Below are 18,739 nucleotides of genomic sequence, written 5' to 3' on the forward strand. Positions count from 1 at the left end.
CCAGTTAATTGTATTGAAACAATTATTTCAAAGAAAACTCGTCAAATAGTTGAACTTCAGAGTCGAGTTTCGTTGGATCTAGCACATAGCTTTTCACTGTACCTGTTCCTGTATCAAGTATTGAAAAGACTGACAGTGTATTACTTGTGACAAATGGTAAGTCTGGATAATTTTCATTTTCAGATTTCATCGGACTAAATTCACTCGGGAAACTCATTATACGACCGTGAGGATCACCGTTTTGTGGGTAGTTCTCAGCAGACCAACGCGGCTGGTCTGAGTTTACATCAACCCAAAAATTAGAATTACTGATGCGTTTGTTATCCGTGTACTCGCCACTATCGTCAATATAATAAGCACCGTATGAATTGCCAACATTTGAGCTTTCTAAATAATGAAGGTCGTCTACTTGCGCTCTATTCCATAAATGTGAGTGGCCAATATGGACTAAGTCAACACCATTCTCAAGAAGCAAGGGCTCTATATCATTAAGCCAAATGTCTTGAGCTAATGGATATTGGTAACGAACTTCACTAATGCTCTCTAACTTAGGCACTACAATAGTGGTCCATTGCTCAGTAGTTAGTGGGAAGGTTAACTCTGTGATTACTTCACTGCCATTAACACTTTTCTCCACTAACTGCATTACGGGTTCTGCCAATACAGGAACTGTATTGTCTCCTAAACCGAATACTCCTTGGTGTGCCATGACAACCTTGTATTTTGACTGCTTAAACTCTTCACTTTGAACGACTGATTGTAACCATGCATATTGTTCAGAATCTTTATCAAAACGTTCAAATATAAACTCTCCAAATCCCCACTCTGAAGGCTCCTGCAATGTACTTAACGCCTCAACAAACTTAGATTTGCTATCACCTGAAACATCCCAAGAGCGCCAAATACGTGATACATTCATTGAAATAATAAAGACATCGCCGAAGGTAGTCGCAAAATATTCTTCACCACGTGGTCCATCACTTGGGAAAGTAAAAATATCTAAAAAGCTTTGTTGGTTATGAGAATTATCTGAAATCCACTGTGCTTTAATCGTATCATCACTATTTGGGTTAACATCTGCTTTCACTTCTTCATATAATGCTTCAGCAAACCAAGTCGGATGAGGGTCATTAAAACTACCATAGAGATTATATCCCTCTTTCTCCGGTAAATAACGCCCCATTACTTCATGATTTCCTACACTACCGAATAAGGGGGAATGTTGTAGAATTTCACCACCATTATATGGCGAGCCCGGAAGATATTTTTGATGGTTTCCCTGTAAAGCAGGAAAAAATGCGGGTGCGTCAACTTTAGATTGATCAAACCATTCTGACGCACGATCGGGGACATCAACAAAATCGCCTGCGAATAATACCGCATCAGGTATTCCAACCGTTTCAACGACTTTTTGATAGTTGGCTACTACGTTTTTTTTAGACTGAAAATCAGAAGTAAGTAATATCCTTAATGCCTGCCCTTTGCCTGGTTCAGGAGCTAAGGTGTACGTACTACTCGAAAATTCAAAACCATCACGATCTGTACTAGTAATTGAATAATCAACACGCTCCCCTTGTGTTAGTCCCGTAGCAACTGCTTCATGACGATAAACAGACCTATATGTTAACTTGTCATGACTTTTACCGAACTGTTTAGAGGAGGCATCTTCCATCATACGTTCAAGTCGTGTCGTAACTACATCTGACGTTGTATTTTCACCATAGATTAGTTTATGTTCAATGCCTTTAAAATTACTAAACCATACAACATTGACTGAATTTTTAGTTGGCAACTGTAAGAATGGATCCGTCAGTAACCTGTTCTCCGGATTGACCTTGGTAACTTCTATGTTTGTACATGCCGTCACTGTAGAAATTAAACAAATAACCCCAAAAGTTCGGGGAGTTGGTCTCTTCATTTTCATATTTTCCCATAATTAGTTGTAGATAAACATCCTGTTAACTTCATATTAAATAACCACCATAAGCCCAAGCTAAAAACAATGAGGGTAATTATTTTGATTAACGTATTTGGGTTCTCAAAAGATAAGTCGCCATTAATAAATTAATCGGGATAAATATACCTATATAATGTTACGCACTAATTAACTAATTGTTATATGAAAATTGCACCAGCCTTCCCCACCGAAAGGGCATGTACAGAGCCCTTATCAGTGTTCACGTTATTCAGACCAGTAATTATTATGAGGTGTGAAGCCTGAGGTATAAGGTGAAATTTACAGTGTAAATTGACTCAAGAGCCAGAAATCATTGAATTTACACTGTAAATCACGTGTTTACAGGATGCTAAGCAGAGCATCTTGTATGGCCTGACGGTAATTCGCCTCGGCTTGTTTTCGTCCGGTGAAATTATGATTCTTGCAAACTTCTGACCACTCCAACTTTTTAATCACTAAGTCAGAGATAACATGAATTCTTTCAAATTCAACTCTGTGCAAATTTGCGAGCAGTAACGTTCTAACTTTAGAGCGAGTACCTTCAAAGCTTGCCCCACCCTGCACGTAATTAACTATCACTCGATAAAACGATTCATCATGACAAGCAAGGTTAGTTTCACCTTCTATCAGTAATCCTATAAGCACGTCGCTCAAAAGGTTGCGGTGAATATCTGATGCTGTATCTAGCAAACATTCTCTTAGCTGAGCTCTAGCTTCTTCTAGCCAAGACAGGGAGTTGCCTAAGGGTTTAATCATAGTGACAGAGTAACAGCCACTAGCTTGGTCTCGTTTGCTACCTAAGCGCACGGATTGGAAATGATTACCAGTCCAAAATTTTGCTAGCTCTGCTGTTACACCAAAACTCGTTGATAGATATTCTACGTTGGTTTCGTTCTCAGTTAGCTGAGACAACATCCAACTGCCAATGCCCTTCCCTTGCATATCAGGGTGAACAGCTATCCGCATAATTCGAAGGCTTCTAACTAGTGCTGGCATGTTGTCAGCAAGTTGAGACACTAAAGAAACGGGCACCATATGCCCAGCCGGTCGTCTTCGTCCTAACTGCACATCAGCAAGTGTCGACTCATCTAAGCCACCTTCCAGATATCCAACAATAACCCCAACTACATGTTCCCCTTGTAGTGCTTGGTAAAACACAATATTGGGGTCATCCAACAGTTGAAAGAGGTCATTCGGAGTCGTCTGGTAATGAGCGTTAACCAACAACCCAAACCCTTTTCTTAAAATCTCAGAAGAACAAGCATAACGTTCAGCCTCTATTCTCTGCATATGGATAGAAAGTTTGGTATCTAATGGTGCGGATTCAATCTCCGCATCAAGTAAGAAAGTATCAAATAACCATGCTTCCATTGGATCGTCTGGGTTCCAGCGAATCGGTTGAGTAAGCTTAACTGAGTTCCAACCTGGTCTGTGCTGACTTAACCAAGCTTCAAACTTAATGCCAAAACCTCTTCCGCACCCTTCATAGCCATGCACTGTGGTTGCGAAGCACACTCGGTGATAACGCTCTACGATAGACTTAAGAATCGGTAGAGGTATCGCTGCGGCCTCATCTACTAACAGCAAATCACAATCCTGATGCTCACGTAGCAATTCATCCGGAGCTATGAACTGAACACTCCCCCCTTCTATAGAAGTGGCGATATACGATTTGTGATTATCACAACCAGCCTCAGACTTCGCATGTTCGAATAATGTTTTAACCGCATGAGTATTGGGAGCAGTAACTAATATTTTCTTTGCTGCCCCGTTAATGATTTGTCCTGCAGCAATTCCTAGAGCAGCAGATTTTCCTCTGCCTCTATCGGCAGTGAGAATCAAAGGGCGCTTTCTATGTCCGGTAAGTACACGCGAGATCGCTTGAATAGCCTGTTGCTGTTGTTCATATCGTTCAAAGGTTGAAGCGGATTCTAGCAAAGTGATATCTGAAGGTGCTTCAACCTGCTTAATTTTATGAAAGGATGTTAATGCTCGTTCAAGCCATAAGGAGGAGTGCTTTCCATCCCGAGGTTTACTCTCAGGCAACACAATCAACAAGCCTCCACCCATTAATGTGCCAGTTACAGCAGTAAAGCCATTTGCATCAAAAGGCGAATCGAAGTCAGCAACAATCAAATCTGACTCTTGCCCTAGTTTCTGGCGCGCCTGCTTAAACGTAAGGCTTTCGCCATAACTAATCCTAACATCGCCAACAACTAACGCTCTGTGATGCTCTACAGCCTCTAGAAACGCTTCTAATAACTCCATTTGCCACTCTCTGCTTCCATCAAGCACTACACCGTAGCGATGCTTAGATTTAGAGGCATTGAGTTTTAGTGAGATCAACGTTTGAAGATGAGGATGGTGTGACAAAGTAATCGCCTAAATGACTGAGAATCAATGTGCTTAGAATAGCAGAATCGAGATCAGAGTGACTATGACTACGCCGCTCTTCAGCAAAATACCTGCATCTCTAAAAAATACGCGTAAAGAACCAAGAATTGCGGAGTTAACTCGGTACTTCTAACGTGCTTGATATACGATAGAGTATGAACATGGAGGTTTGTATTTATGGAAAATGAGCAAGTTGTGACAGAGCCCTTTGTCGATCATCTCGGGCATACTTTAATTGACCTGCTGTCTTTATTTTCTATCACATTTGATAGGAGCAGTTTCATTGCTGATATAGCGTTACTGGTGATTACCTTGTTAGTCGGCTTGTTGACCTATCTTGTAGTGCGTCACTTCACACGTAGGTTCATTCATACAAGCAGCAAGCGCTATAACGCTAAAACAAAGCTGACTATCAAGAGAAAGCATCTACCTGAAAAGGTATCAATACTATTTCCTTACTATTTGTTCATGTCCGCGTGTGAACTGCTTTTTCCAAGAACCACTATTCCGGGACAATTAATCGATGGTGTTCTTGAGATTGGAGCTGCAATTTTGGTGCTAAGAACCCTGTTTGCGGTGTTCGATCTATTACTTATTGTAGTCGCGAACAAACACTTTGCGCACCGCTTGCCACTACACGGCATTGTCCAATTCTTCAAACTCAGTTTTGTAGCACTTGCAGCACTCATTACGACGTCACATATCCTCGACAGAACCCCTATTTACCTTATCTCTGGGGTCAGTGTAATGGCGGGCATGTTAGCCTTTATTATGAAAGACACCATTCTAGGGTTTATTGCGGGTATTCAATTGGCAGCCAATAAGATGATATCTACGGGCGAATGGATTCAATTAGATAACCACAAAGTGGATGGCACAGTACAAGAAGTAACGCTAACTACGGTAAAAGTAAAAAACTGGGACAACACGATTGCGATGATTCCGTCTCAAACATTAGTTTCAGAGCCCTTTATCAACTGGTACGGTGTAGATGAAACAGGTGCAAGACGAATAAAAAGAGCCATATTCATTGATGCAGAGACCATTGATTTTGTCGATGCCGATATGCTTGAGCACATGGGTAAATTCAGATTACTTAAGCCTTACATTGTGCGCAAACAACAAGAAATTGAAGAGTACAATCACACTCTTCCTCAAGATGCAGATCCGATTAACTTTAGGCGACTCACCAATTTAGGCTGCTTTCGAGAATACATCGCAAGTTATCTATCCACACATCCTGCAGTAATTAAAGACCTGACTATTGTGGTAAGGCAATTGGAGAGTAACCGCTTTGGCTTACCGGTTGAGGTTTACTGTTACGTCAACAAAACCAATATCAAAGACTACGAGCGTGCACAGGCCGATTTATTTGACCATATTTACTCAATTATGAAGGAATTTAACCTCAAAACGGTTAAGCCTATTTCTGCTATTCACTAACAAAAAAGCGGGTACCAAACATATGGTACCCGCCCTACTCTTTCTACTTGGCAAAAACTTTATTTGAGCTTATTTTCGATAAACTGAATAATCTCTTGTGCCAATGTATCGTCTACTTTCTTTAAGTTCAGTGCCAGAGATTGGCCCTTTCTTACATAGCTTGCCTTGCCTTTAACAAGTTCGACTGGCTTCTTCGCTGGTTTTTCGACAGTTTGATTAACCGCAGAAATCCAACCTTCAAGTAATACTGATACTTGCTTGGTGATTTTAGCCTCGCTCATACCGCTAAAGCGTTGCCAAACATAAGCACCGTCTTGCTGACACTTATCTAAAATGCCATTTTGAGCCACTTCATCAAGCTCGTTGAACTGCTTGTGTAGCTTAACTATGGTTGGACGACCGAGTTCAGTAACATTCGGATAGGCTTGCAGCAGTGGCAAAGGTAAAGACGCCGCCTTAAGCGCACCACTCACAAGAGCTTCACTGCACTGGAACAGAGCAGCAAGACCTTTCTGGTCACTCACCTCGCCAGAATCAAGCTTCGCCTGCATTTCGCGCCCTCTTTCATACAAAGAAAGCGGCTTATGTGCATTCGCGACATCAGACAAAAACTTAGCGTGTTCGCCGTTAATATCTTCTGCCACGTAGATAAGAAAATCTTTCTCAGCCAAGATACAAGACATTCGACGACGACTACCGTCAAGTACTTCAATCTTGCCTTCACTGTTCTTTCTACCGACCGCAGGATACTGCTGGCCACGCTCTTTAAGCGTAACCAAAATATCAGATAAGGCATGTTCATTTAAGAACGACTGCTCACGGGAGTTATCAGAAAAAACAATGGTCTTTTTGTCGATTTCCGTTGCTGGAATACGCTGCAACTCAAAAGACACCATGTCCTGCCCTGCTACCGCAAGCTCGATAACTTGAGCATTTTCTTTAGCTGCCGTTTGAGCTTCAGCAGGCGTTGTCGCTCTGCGCTTATTTGCTTTACCAAATAACTTGGCATTCAAGTCGGAAGTTTTTATCGCCATACTCTTAATCCTCCTGATTCAATGACGCCCAGTTACTATGTAGTACTCGCTCTAGCTCTAATGCACTTTTTTGAACAGCATCTTGAGCAACCGCGAGTGTCTTTTTACCACCCTCAAAATCACCTGGAGTGAGATCAAATACGGTACTGTAGGTATCTGCACAGGTCTCAAATGCACGACTTCTTGGAATCGTTGCCATCATCACCTGGTCTTGTAGCAGATAGTTCATTTCGGTAAGAACAGAAACCTGCTTCTTGTTGTCATCCTCAAACATGGTTGGCACCATGCGAACAAATTCTAAGCCATGCCAATCTTCTGGGAACATCTCATAAACAGTAGGTAGATGTTGGAAGAAGTTAACTGTAGATGCCCAGTCAAGACGCTTAGCTGCACAAGGGATCAGTAGCGCATTTGATGCGTACATCGCATTCCAAACTAATGGGTCTACGTGCGGACCTGTATCTATCATAATCACATCAAAATCGTCTGCGATCTTATCAATCAACTTTTCTTTGAGTAACTTAACGATATCCAATGACTGGTCTTGAGAAAGAGACTGCCACGCCTCGGCGTTAAACATTGCATCTTCAGGGAACGCAGAAATAGTCTTCAGGTTTGGATACTGCGTAGGTAGCAATACATTCTTACGTAAGAATTCTAGGTCTACCTCGTCTTCTTCTGGCACGTTATCCAACATAATATCGACAGCAGAATAGATGTTGTCGTGCTCGCTAATACTGATTTGAGGGTTCAAAAACAAGCGTAAGGAGCCTTGAGGGTCCAAATCAATAAGGCAAATGCGGTAGCGCTTATCTAGATTTAAAGCTAAGCAGGCAGCAAGATGAACAGCGGTCATTGACTTGCCTGTACCGCCCTTCTGGTTTTGAACATTTACAACCCAAGGCTTATTGTTTTGATTACGCTTGCGCTGGTGAAATTTCTCAACGCCGGCAGACTCCATCAACAGATGAGCCTCCTCAAGTGAGATTGAGTAGTGATTGGCGTTGTTTTTAGTAAATTGATGGCCTTTGGCTTCCATCTTACTAATAGCGTCGTCTAGTTTTCTTCGAGTCAAACCAGAGCGAGTTTCCATTAATGCTTTTGACATAGGCGGGAAGTGCTCGTCATTTCGCTCTTCCAACACTATTTCAATGCGATCAGCTTGAACCTGTTTTGTCTGTTCAGCTAACTGGTAAAGATTATCTATCGTTGATTCTCTTTTCATCATTCTTCCCATAAATGTATGACTTAGATAATTGTACAGCTAATAGATATAATTACAATAAAGTGCTGAACATTTATTAATGAGTTGAATCACATAAATAGCCTGTTAATTAACCATACTAACGCACATTTTTAGGTGAATAATTACGGGTAAAGTTCCATAGATTTCAAAAGTTACAGGAGTCACGTATTTACATTGTAAAGACATAATTCCCAGTAAAACAAAGCATGGGGTAGGGTGATGGACAAAATATCAAGTAATACCACTTAATAGCGCAGTTTATATTCGGAACGATGTTAAGAACTGTATGAATTACGGCCATTTGCAAATCAATGCTCAATTTTCTCCATTTCGTTGAGTACTCTTCTAAATCATGCTGAAACCTAACTACCAAGAACAAGCCAATATTTGATTGATATGAATATGAGTTAATCGTTAGTGTTGCTAGTACTACTGGAACGATGATCAAGGTAATATCTTGATCATCGTTCCAGTAGCGAAATTTTTATTTATCCACAAAAAACGGAGATCATGGAACAATGATCAAGGAACTGACGCTATAAAAAATGTGATCTACTTTACCGGGGTATTTAATAGATATGAAGGATCCTTTACGGATCGATGATCAAGTACATTCAATCCTCGGAAGCATGCAAATGTTTCGCTAGATTACGGTAAACATTAGGCTGAATGGGGAATGCAGGGAAATGCAGGTGAAATTACCGCTCATTCAACTGCATTGGGCTTAAATCCTCATCAATCCGACGAACTCTTGATCATGCTTCCAATATTTGAAGCCTTATAGTTCTTTGTATCGCGAAGATAAATGAAACCGTTCGCCCCAATCGTTTTACAGCAACTCAATAAATTAGATAATTGAAAAGCACAGCAATCACCGAAACGATAGAGCAACAAGCTACTTGATCATTTTTCCGAGACGAAAACAGCGTTAAAGTACCTAAAATTGAGCGACAGGGTAGGGGATTAAAGAATCAATCATATTACTCGAGAGTGTGAACACTCGTATCTGAGTACTTAATAGACAATACGCATGTGGATAAGTTGTTTGTATTCAATGATCATGCTTTCAATGCACTCTTGATCATCTATCAACAATTGCGTTGATCACACTTCCAACATTCTTTGATCATGTTTACAGACTTTGTTTGATCATGCTTACGACTTACTTATGATCATCGTTCCGAGCCACCGTAAAAATAAAACCATTTAAAACAATAGCTTAAAGCAAATTATTTACTCGGATCATTAGATCACTATATCAATAAGATCAGTTTTAAACATAAAGATCAGTCTTATGAACAACAAGATTTTTTTCTTTCTTTTTAAAAGAATTTTTCTTAAGCTATACGGAACAATGATTAAGTTACGATAAAGTGTAGACGGATACTAAATGACCAACGAAGACAAGATCCTGATAAAGCAACCTCGAAGTCATAAAGATGGACATTTATTTGAAGTTAATAACAACGCCGTTGAATGGATAGAACAATATCAACACTTTAAGGGCGTTACTAAGAGCATAGTCGAATTACTTAATCTCATTTCTTTGCGTGGCATGACCAGCAAAGATGGTCTCGTCTCAACAACAGAGTTAATTGATGCCACTGATGGACAGATAACTAGGGCAGCAATCCAACAACGCCTTAGAGCCGCTGTAAACATTGGTTTATTCAAACAAACGCCTGTTAGATTTGAAACCGGCCTAGCTGGCAAGACTATGCTGCATCACTTCGTCAACCCTTCACTGCTTATCACAGCTTTGGGCACCGGAAGCTTACAAACCGAATCGACAAAGACGACAGCTAAAAAGAAAAAGACCCAAGCGCTTGCACAAACTCACGTTAACAAGCAACTTTTGAGTGAGCATGGATTGAATAATCCACCAGCAATGTTGGATGAAGCTGAACAATTTGTTGTTTCACCGACCAACTGGGCAGGCATTATTGATCAAGCCCTAGCACCACCAAGAACACGTAAAAATTACCAGAAATCAATGGTTTCGATCTCTGGAACACGGGCTGTTATCGAAACAAGATCGTCAAAGAACATTATGACGGTTGATGATCTTATGACGTTATTTGCCCTGTTTACGCTAACAGTGCAGTATCATGATCATCACCAAGATAACTACCACATTAATGCGCAGGTAGCGCCAAATAAAACCCCTTTGTATATCACTGATATCCTATCTTTGAGGGGCAAAAAAGACAGTGGTCCAGCACGTGATTCTATTCGCGATAGTATTGATCGAATTGAATACACCGATTTCCAACTGCATGAACTAACAGGGCAGTGGTTGAGTGAGAACATGCCAGAGGGCTTCAAGAGTGATCGCTTTCGTTTTCTAGCGCGAACCATAACTGCATCGGAAGAAGCACCTACCGAAAATGAAGCAGGTGAGATAAGAATTAAGCCAAACCTGTATATTCTGGTATGGGAACCATCGTTTTATGAAGAACTGCTGACTAAAGATTACTTCTTCTTGTTCCCACCAGAGATCCTTCGCCAGCACACCTTGGTATTCCAATTGTATTCTTACTTCAGGAGTCGTATGTCACGTCGATCTTCTGACATGATGTTACTTAGCGAATTAAATCAAAAGCTTGCACGTAATATCGAATGGCGCCGTTTCTCTATGGATCTACTTAGAGAATTAAAAAAACTCTCTAAGGGTAAGGGGAATGACGAACTGTTCGTTGTTAACTTATGGGGCTATCACCTGACGTTAAGCGCATTAGAGCCAAAAGGTAAGGTCAAAGATTACCAGGTGGACATTAAGTGCAATGCGGAAGAAGTGGTTCGCTACGCCAGAGCACGCACCACTAACGCAGGCAAACGCAATATGGCGCCAACACTACCTAACCCACTTAGGCATGAAATGGTCTCCAAGCAGAAGCTTGAGGAACTGGCAGAGATCATCGATGGTGAATTTGAACCTATTCAGCGTAAAAAGTCATCGCCAAGAGGAAATCTTGGTCGTCGTGTGAAGCTTCGTAAACACCTTGTGGAGATCAATGCAGAAGAGATCACCATCAGCTTAACAAAATATACCTCTCCAGAAGCTCTAGAACGCAGTATAACGGCTTTATCTGCAATGACAGGACACTCACCGACCTCTATCAGAGAAGAGTGTCAGGAGCTCTTAGAGAAGCTTGATTGGCTAAGGGTAGGGGATAAGGTTGTCAGCTATGAGACTCTAAGTCGCACTATCGAACTGTATAATCAAGATTCATCGGGTGCGCATCTGACAATCGAACGCTTGATTCTGGGATTAGCCGTTAGGCGTAAAGTGTGTCGTCAGATCCTAGAGGGCCACTATGATGAAACCGTTATGCGTGTACTGCGAGAGATCGCATCAGGTTCTTGATCATGCTTCCGCATAGATCTTGTAAACCAAGGATCTATGCGGATTTGTTTGTTCCTCTAGAGGGCTTAAGCACAGGAATTGGTGCCTCATTGAGTGGATAAAGCGTTAAAAACTTAATGTGTGATTCTATTTGATTGCTTAACTCAGCACGCCACGCTTTCCCATGTTGCTTTTTGCAAAACTCGACGATCAATACCATGACTTGTTCGAGCCTGCGACAGCAGCATAGGCGAATATTTTGATCCACTTCAGCCCTGCTGATCACCTGCTCTAATCGACCTTGTGCCAAACACAGATAAGAGTAGGCAGCCTCAAGCTCTGCCTGCTCTAAGTGATGCTGGTACATACGAGCACAACCATCAAGCCAACAGCCAAGTCCTTGACTCTGTTCGATCGACAATTCAGGTCCCCATAATTCATGGGGAGGATCATTGATCAATTGAGCCAAAACTTTCACTTGATCATGCTTCCGCGTTTTGTGGCACTGCGAAAACTGTTGCCGCCATTGATCTAGCCGAGTCACTGGAATCGTTCCTTTTTTGCACATTATTATTTGTAAGTGTAAATCAATATTGGCTAAAATGTGACCAAATGCAGATGCTGCCCACAAAACATAAAAGGTGGTGATAACTCCATCACAGATCGATTCAAATTTTCTTAACACAAGATTGCTAGATTGCTATCAATACAGAGGTCAGAGGAGCCAAGCGCATACATGACTAGTGCCCGCTTCTCTGTATATCACAAGGCAAAAAGCCTTATATTTTATTGTTATTTCAGGAGCAAAGTGATGTCTATTAATTCTATCAGCCGAGAAGAGATGCAAGGTCTCGCGGGTTCGTGGGATGAATTGAACGCCACCCCCGAAGCCACTTCGAATAAACAGTTAAAGTCAGCAGAGGCAAGACGCCGAATAGAGCAAATGCGTGAAATCAGGGAAAGCGGATTGACACTGGAAGAGGCTCGCGAGTTGGGATTACTGCATTAATCTCACACAGAGACTCATTGCTCAGCAATGAGCATATGACAAAAATTACGTCGTCGTATTGCTTTTATTTTCAACTCAAAATACGACTCCAAGACGCATGTACTCACAACAAGAGTATGTGCGTTTTTTTATGTATTTCTTTTCTCCTAGGTCAAAGAATAATCTATCCCATGATTTAAAATAGTTATTAGAGTGCGCACAAGGGTAGACTATGAACATTAGTGAGCTTGTAACGAATGAACACCTGATCTGGAACCTGTTTATCGCTCTGCTGTTGGGCGTGATAATTGGTACTCAGAGAGGCTGGGTAATGCGACATAGGGTTGAAGGCAGTCGTGTTGCGGGTATTCGTACTTATTCGTTGGTGAGCTTGCTAGGAGGCTTGATAGCGACATTATCCAGTCTCTATTCTCCCTTACTGATCGGATTTGGCTTGATTGCACTGGTACTATTGGCCTGTATTGCCTTTGTTATGAAGCAAAAGCGCAGTGAAGACATTAGTATTACTGGCGTAGTGAGCCTTCTAATCACCTTTATCATAGGGTGCCTGGCCGTTTCTGGTGAAGCTGTATTGGCCGCGGTGGCAGCAGTGCTTACCGCTGTGGTGTTAGACAATAAAAAAGAGCTTCACCAAGCCTTACAGAAACTACAAGAATACGAACTGGATGCGGCGCTGCGTTTGCTTCTTATTTCTATTGTGATGTTGCCTCTTTTGCCGAACCAATCTTACGGTCCATGGAACGCTCTAAACCCTTACGAGATTTGGTGGATGGTGGTGTTGATTGCCAGCATTTCCTTTGTCGGTTATTTTGCGATTAAAATCGGCGGTGCTAAACGAGGTATTCTATTCACTTCTGTGTTTGCCGGATTAAGCTCTTCTACCGCTCTTACCCTGCAGTTTTCTCAGCTTTCACGAGAGCAAGCCAGCATTAGCCCATTGTTGGCCAGTGGCATTTTGCTTTGTTGTGGCACGATGTTCCCTCGCTTGCTCGTTGTATTGTCAGTTATCAACCCTGATTTGGTGATTCTGATTTGGCCAATAATTTTACTAATGATGATTGTCTTATATGTGCCAGCTTGGTGGATATGGCGTTCGTGTGAAGTAGAAAATGTGGATCAAAATAATAAGCAAACCAATCCACTGGCATTACGTTCAGCGCTGTTTTTTGGTTTGATATTGGCAGTGATCATCCTACTGTCTCATGTATTGTCTGATTGGTTTGGAGATGCGGGGGTGCTTATGTTATCCGCACTATCAGGCATTACTGATGTTGACGCGATTTCTCTTGCTCTGGGCCGTCAGAGTACAGAGACATTGAGTGTCACGATTGCTTCTATTGGCGTTATTATCGCAGCATCAGTTAATACCCTTGTTAAAATGGGTATGGTAGTGGCGATAGGAGACAAGAAGCTCTGGTATCGTGTAGCGCCTGTTATGATAGGATGTGTGGCAGTTGGTGGGCTAGCCTCTGTTATCGTCTTTGTTATCAACGGTGCCTAACATCAAACTTTCTATTTACAGTGTAAATTAACGCATTTTTTCTCATCTCAGATTTGTGCTATATTACGCGTCACGAATTCGTAGTAAAAAACCTCACATGTCGATAAATCTTTCTGATCTTCCTGCTGAAGATAAATACCGCGTAGAGTTGGACAAACAAGCATCTTATTTGGTGTGGAAGGTCAAACACTCGCAGGGTTCTGAATTAGATATTTCAGAGCAACGCAGCAAGCTTAAGACCGAACAACACGTGCTTTGGTTTGACGAGTCTGTATCGAAGTATCGACAGATGATGAATTTAGGGTAGTTTTTATCATTCATTGGCTAGGCCGATGAGTGTGACTTTTTCTGAGACACATAGAATTAGAGAGTAGATCCCGATGGGAAGAAGTTTTGAAGTGCGCAAGGCCTCAATGGCCAAAACAGCTGGCGCAAAAATTAAAGTTTATTCTAAGTACGGTAAAGAAATTTACATGCTAGCGAAAAACGGTGGTTCAGATCCGGACATGAACTTGTCTCTAAAACACCTAATCGCGAAAGCAAAGAAAGACCAAGTTCCAGCACACGTTATTGATAAAGCGATCGATAAAGCAAATGGCGGTGGTGGTGAAGACTATCAACCAGCTCGTTATGAAGGCTTTGGTCCTGGCGGCACGAGTGTAATCGTTGATTGCCTAACTGATAACGGCAACCGTACCTTCCAAGACGTTCGCCAGTGCTTTGTTAAAGTTGGTGCGAAAATTGGTGTTGAAGGTTCTGTATCTCATATGTTTGATCACCAAGCTGTATTCCAGTTTAAAGGTGACGACGATGAAGTGATTCTAGAAGCACTGATGATGGAAGACGTTGATGTAACTGACGTTGAAGTTGAAGACGGTGTGGTTACTGTATTCGCCCCGCATACAGAATTCTTCAAGACTAAAACAGCGCTGAACGCAGCATTCCCTGAGATAACCATGGATGTGGAAGAAATCACGTTTGTTCCTCAGACTCACACTCCAGTGACGGGTGAAGATGCAGAGAAGTTCCAGAAGTTCCAAGATCTTTTAGACGACTGTGACGACGTTCAGCAGGTTTACCACAACGCTGAGCTGTAATTGCTGATTGAGAGCCCTCCAAACAGGGCTCAACTGGCAAACGATTGAGAGCAGGCCTATGGCTTGCTCTTTTTTTTGCCTGGAATTTCACCGCCAAGGCGTTTGCATTCGTTGATTGGAATCGTACCTTTGTATTTTCCATCAATGTAGCAAGGAACCGAGGGGACTCCGCCTGTGCCATAGCCAGCTATTGTGCTAGGTGAGACGAGCAAAATGAGCGCTATTACAATCCACTTCATATTGAGTTCTCCTTGTATCCACTTTCTTACGAATCTACTTAAGATTAAGTGCAGTAAGTAAATCAAAGTATTCATCTCTGAAACATCCATTTGCTCTGCCTCGTGTTAATCTGAATGCTGTTGCAGACATAAACAGGAGTGAGTAATGCGAATCAGTTTTCTAGGCTTGGGTGTAATGGGTTACCCAATGGCAGGTCATTTGGTGAAGGCGGGCTTTGAGGTTCGTGTTTACAACCGCACCACAGCTAAAGCAGAGCAGTGGGCCAACGAGTATGCAGGGCAAGCGTTCTCTACTGTGGCTGAGTGTGTTGAAGATGCCGATGTAGTGTTGGTGTGTGTAGGTAATGACGATGATGTTCGTAGTGTTACTACCTCAGCGACCGGTGCTATCGCTAATATGAAAGCGGGCGCTATTTTGGTTGACCATACGACAACGTCTGCCAACCTTGCTGAAGAGCTACTCCAAGTAACTGCTCAAGCCGGTCTGAGATTTATCGATGCCCCAGTGTCGGGCGGTCAAGCGGGTGCAGAGAACGGTGTGCTTACCGTAATGTGTGGTGGCGCTCAGTCTGATTTTGATGCGATGCAACCTGTGTTCGATGCTTACGCAAAGTCGTCAGTACTGATGGGAAAAGCGGGGCAGGGACAAAGAGCGAAGATGGTGAATCAAATCTGTATCGCGGGTGTCTTGACCGGCCTTTCAGAAGGTTTGCTGTTGGCTGAGAAATCAGGCTTGGATGTTCAGACCTTAGTGGATTGCCTAAAGAATGGCGCCGCGGGATCTTGGCAGATGGAAAACCGTGCCAACACTATGGCGCAAGATCAATTCGACTTTGGCTTTGCTATCGACTGGATGATCAAAGATCTTGGGTTTTGTTTAGAAGAAGCCAAGCAACACGATCTTAAACTTCCATTAACAGAGGCAAGCACAGAGGCTTACAAAGCGCTTTCTGCTGAAGGTTTAGGCCGTATGGATACCTCGGTATTGCTAAAAGCGATACGTAAACAAGCGGAATCATAAGCTTTTCTTAATCAATTTGTCGTCTCCTAGGCAAACACACTATATACTTGCCGTATTCCATTCAACGTGCCGTCCTATGACGGCACGTTTTTTTACTAGGAGCGGCAAATGTCTGCAAAAAAAGAAATCCAAAACCTGAACAACCGTATTGATAAGTGCAAGCATAAACTGAATGCAGCCATCTCTCGTCGCGATCAAACGATCATTCAACAGTTTGAGCAAGAGATCACTAAGCTAGAAAAGCAAGTTGCGCAGCTAAAACACAAAGAAAGCTACGACCTGAATAAAGAGCGTAAAGAGCTATCTGACAAGCCATTTTCTCGTCCTATCACTAAGAAAGAACAAGCGGATATGGGCCAACTGAAGCGTCGTGTTAAAGGTATTGTTGTTGTTCACCCTCTAACTAAATTGGGTAAAGCTCTACGTATCGATGAAGTGACAGGTTTTGCTGATAAAGAGTTTTAACGTAGAAAAGTGATTTAGAATTACCTTTATCCGCCAGAAATGAGTATTCGAGCTTGCTGATCTCAGTGATTTAAGTAGAATACGCTTCCGGTTAAAAAGTAATCAATCAGCAAGGGTGTGAATGAAAGAGCATGTAATAGTTACGGTTTCCACTGTTGATGGAACGCGCCATTTTCAGTTAGGAAAACTACTACAACATTGCCTCAAAGGCTTTGGCTACTTTATTGTGGTTGCAATCATTGCCGCCGCTATTGCCATTTATTATCTGAATAACGAAGTTGATTTTGCACTATCTAAGCAGACTGAATTGCAGAATCGCTCATTAGAGTTGAGCGAAGAAGTAGAACAACTGCAAAACCTTAAAGTTGAACTGGAAGGGGATCTTGGAGCACGTGAAGAGCGTCTGCAACAGGTTTCCGATAGGTTAGGGGACCTTGAGGTTGTACTTGGGGTTTCTGAGCAAGACGGCGAATTGGAAAGCCGTCTCGATGCTGCTGCAGTGACTTCTTCTGTTCGTTTGAATATGCTGAATAATATTCCTAATGGCTCTCCTGTAGGCGATGTGCGTGTTTCTTCTCACTACGGTTATCGTATCCACCCTAAGACGGGAAAAAAGACTCTGCACCGTGGTATAGACTATGCCGTGAATACTGGGGCACCTGTGTATGCGCCAGCTGACGGTGTGGTTGAGGTTGTTCGACCAAGTAATGTGGGCTCTGGTAACTTTTTGAGACTTCAACACTCTTATGGATTCTCTAGTTCCTATTCACATCTGCAAAAGTTCACGGTGAAGTCTGGTGATTTTGTTGAGAAAGGGCAGTTGATTGCTTATACGGGCAATACTGGATTCTCAACCGGCCCACACCTTCACTATGAAATCCGTTTTGTTGGTCGTGCACTAGACCCACTCGCGTTTCATGAGTGGAGCACAGAGAACTTTGAGTCAGTATTTGAAAAAGAACGCGGTATTCGTTGGGACTCTCTAGTGGCTAAAATAGAAAATCGTGCCAGTAGTCAATTGAAACTCTCTGTGAATAAGTCTTATGACTCTAATCGAGAAACAGATGATCTAACGGCAAACCAATAAAGCCTGCTATTTCTCGGAAAAATCTGAATTACTTAGGCCCTGCAGACAAGTCTGCAGGGTCTTTTTTTGTATTGTAGTTAGCCCGAAGATCATGACTTAGGTGAGTCTAAAGCGGCGGTTAAAGTACTGAGGTTTAAAGGGTACGGTGTGTTGAATTATCAAGGCCAACCTTCGTATTTACCTGCTGTTACCTTACGTGACCATCATTTTCTATTCGATGTCTCTTTTTAGCAAACTAAAGCATATTAGAAGTTGTTGATTTATAGGCTTTGGGGGAGAATGCGCAGTTCCGTTCACATTGATTTAGTGGACGTTTCAACATCACTTCGCACAACTAAGAGGTCAATAATGGGACTGTTTGGCAAAAGTAACGGTAAATCGAATAAACACTCATCAACAACGCTCATTGCACAGGGCTGCCAAGTTGAAGGTCAGTTTAAGCTAGAAAGTGACATGCACGTAGATGGTATTGTCATTGGGCAGGTGACTGTTGAGCAATCTCTTATCGTTAGTCAATCTGGCCGAGTGAATGGTGATATTTTTGCAGGCAAGGTGATCGTGAACGGCATTATTGAAGGTTCTTGTCATGCTACGTCGGTGGAAATTCTTGAAAATGGCCAAGTTAAAGGCACTATCTACACTGACGACTTAAGCATTGAGCGCGGTGGAAAGTTCAATGGTGACATTAAACCCGCTGAAAAAGAGCAAGTAGTTGAATTAGCATCCAAAGAGGATGCAAACAAAACGAAAAAAGCGGTTAATAACTAGATTGCCCATGATCTTGAAATTGAAGAGTACTTTACATCGTAAAGTGCTCTTTTTTTTGCCTTTTATTCCAAGGGTATGATCTTTCACGACAAATAACGATTGAGCCTTCGACTTAGTTGAGCAATGCCCTAG

At 42.2% G+C, this 18,739-nt stretch carries 16 protein-coding genes; 10 read left to right on the forward strand and 6 right to left on the reverse strand.

From position 1 onward, the window contains the following. Nucleotides 1-22: 22 nt before the first annotated feature. Nucleotides 23-1,918, reverse strand: a complete 1,896-nt coding sequence (locus OCU46_RS16690) for a metallophosphoesterase (RefSeq protein ID WP_208733525.1) — start codon at nucleotides 1,916-1,918, stop codon at nucleotides 23-25. A gap of 378 nt (nucleotides 1,919-2,296) precedes the next feature. Beyond that, complete coding sequence (locus OCU46_RS16695; RefSeq protein ID WP_141270437.1) at nucleotides 2,297-4,330, reverse strand: tRNA(Met) cytidine acetyltransferase TmcA; 2,034 nt, start codon at nucleotides 4,328-4,330, stop codon at nucleotides 2,297-2,299. Between the two features lie 198 nt (nucleotides 4,331-4,528). Between OCU46_RS16695 and OCU46_RS16700 the strand changes: the two genes are divergently transcribed. Then, complete coding sequence (locus tag OCU46_RS16700) at nucleotides 4,529-5,794, forward strand: mechanosensitive ion channel family protein (RefSeq protein WP_141270435.1); 1,266 nt, start codon at nucleotides 4,529-4,531, stop codon at nucleotides 5,792-5,794. Between the two features lie 59 nt (nucleotides 5,795-5,853). Here the strand turns inward: OCU46_RS16700 and OCU46_RS16705 are convergent, their stop codons facing one another. Both OCU46_RS16705 and OCU46_RS16710 read right to left on the reverse strand, forming a co-directional pair. Then, a complete protein-coding gene (locus OCU46_RS16705) occupies nucleotides 5,854-6,828 on the reverse strand; it encodes a ParB/RepB/Spo0J family partition protein (protein WP_141270433.1) in 975 nt (324 codons plus the stop codon). A 4-nt stretch (nucleotides 6,829-6,832) separates the two neighbouring features. Continuing rightward, nucleotides 6,833-8,053 carry an AAA family ATPase gene (locus OCU46_RS16710; RefSeq protein ID WP_141270431.1) on the reverse strand — a complete coding sequence of 407 codons (1,221 nt, stop codon included), beginning with the start codon at nucleotides 8,051-8,053 and terminating at the stop codon, nucleotides 6,833-6,835. A gap of 1,411 nt (nucleotides 8,054-9,464) precedes the next feature. On the opposite strand from OCU46_RS16710, the gene OCU46_RS16715 reads away from it, so the two are divergent. Next, entirely contained in the window at nucleotides 9,465-11,441 is a 1,977-nt protein-coding gene (locus OCU46_RS16715; protein WP_141270429.1) for a replication initiator protein RctB domain-containing protein, read from the forward strand. Between the two features lie 34 nt (nucleotides 11,442-11,475). Here the strand turns inward: OCU46_RS16715 and OCU46_RS16720 are convergent, their stop codons facing one another. Next, entirely contained in the window at nucleotides 11,476-11,964 is a 489-nt protein-coding gene (locus OCU46_RS16720) for a hypothetical protein (protein ID WP_141270427.1), read from the reverse strand. Nucleotides 11,965-12,231: 267 nt separating this feature from the next. Between OCU46_RS16720 and OCU46_RS16725 the strand changes: the two genes are divergently transcribed. The 4 genes from OCU46_RS16725 (at nucleotide 12,232) to OCU46_RS16740 (ending at nucleotide 15,027) form a co-directional block, all read left to right on the forward strand. Next, nucleotides 12,232-12,429 (forward strand): PA3496 family putative envelope integrity protein, encoded by a 198-nt coding sequence (locus tag OCU46_RS16725; RefSeq protein WP_017028433.1) that lies wholly within the window; start codon nucleotides 12,232-12,234, stop codon nucleotides 12,427-12,429. Nucleotides 12,430-12,640: 211 nt separating this feature from the next. Then, entirely contained in the window at nucleotides 12,641-13,930 is a 1,290-nt protein-coding gene (locus OCU46_RS16730; protein ID WP_141270425.1) for an MgtC/SapB family protein, read from the forward strand. A 97-nt stretch (nucleotides 13,931-14,027) separates the two neighbouring features. Continuing rightward, entirely contained in the window at nucleotides 14,028-14,237 is a 210-nt protein-coding gene (locus OCU46_RS16735; protein ID WP_141270423.1) for a DUF3283 family protein, read from the forward strand. A 73-nt stretch (nucleotides 14,238-14,310) separates the two neighbouring features. After that, complete coding sequence (locus OCU46_RS16740) at nucleotides 14,311-15,027, forward strand: YebC/PmpR family DNA-binding transcriptional regulator (RefSeq protein ID WP_141270421.1); 717 nt, start codon at nucleotides 14,311-14,313, stop codon at nucleotides 15,025-15,027. A 56-nt stretch (nucleotides 15,028-15,083) separates the two neighbouring features. On the opposite strand, the gene OCU46_RS16745 is transcribed toward OCU46_RS16740, so the two are convergent. Continuing rightward, the gene (locus OCU46_RS16745; RefSeq protein ID WP_141270419.1) at nucleotides 15,084-15,266 is read right to left on the reverse strand and encodes a hypothetical protein; all 183 of its coding nucleotides are present in this window, start codon (nucleotides 15,264-15,266) and stop codon (nucleotides 15,084-15,086) included. 145 nt (nucleotides 15,267-15,411) lie between these two features. Here OCU46_RS16745 and OCU46_RS16750 point away from each other — a divergent pair, with 145 nt between their 5' ends. From OCU46_RS16750 to OCU46_RS16765, 4 genes are all read left to right on the forward strand, one after another. Further along, nucleotides 15,412-16,287 carry an NAD(P)-dependent oxidoreductase gene (locus OCU46_RS16750; RefSeq protein WP_141270417.1) on the forward strand — a complete coding sequence of 292 codons (876 nt, stop codon included), beginning with the start codon at nucleotides 15,412-15,414 and terminating at the stop codon, nucleotides 16,285-16,287. A 108-nt stretch (nucleotides 16,288-16,395) separates the two neighbouring features. Further along, nucleotides 16,396-16,752 (forward strand): YibL family ribosome-associated protein, encoded by a 357-nt coding sequence (locus tag OCU46_RS16755; RefSeq protein ID WP_141270415.1) that lies wholly within the window; start codon nucleotides 16,396-16,398, stop codon nucleotides 16,750-16,752. A gap of 121 nt (nucleotides 16,753-16,873) precedes the next feature. Continuing rightward, nucleotides 16,874-17,839, forward strand: coding sequence for a M23 family metallopeptidase (locus OCU46_RS16760; protein ID WP_141270413.1), 966 nt, complete (start codon nucleotides 16,874-16,876; stop codon nucleotides 17,837-17,839). A gap of 348 nt (nucleotides 17,840-18,187) precedes the next feature. Further along, the gene (locus tag OCU46_RS16765; RefSeq protein WP_141270411.1) at nucleotides 18,188-18,607 is read left to right on the forward strand and encodes a bactofilin family protein; all 420 of its coding nucleotides are present in this window, start codon (nucleotides 18,188-18,190) and stop codon (nucleotides 18,605-18,607) included. The last annotated feature ends 132 nt before the right edge of the window (nucleotides 18,608-18,739 follow it).

Origin of the sequence: Vibrio comitans (assembly GCA_024346835.1) — a bacterium.
GTDB classification, from domain to species: domain Bacteria; phylum Pseudomonadota; class Gammaproteobacteria; order Enterobacterales; family Vibrionaceae; genus Vibrio; species Vibrio comitans.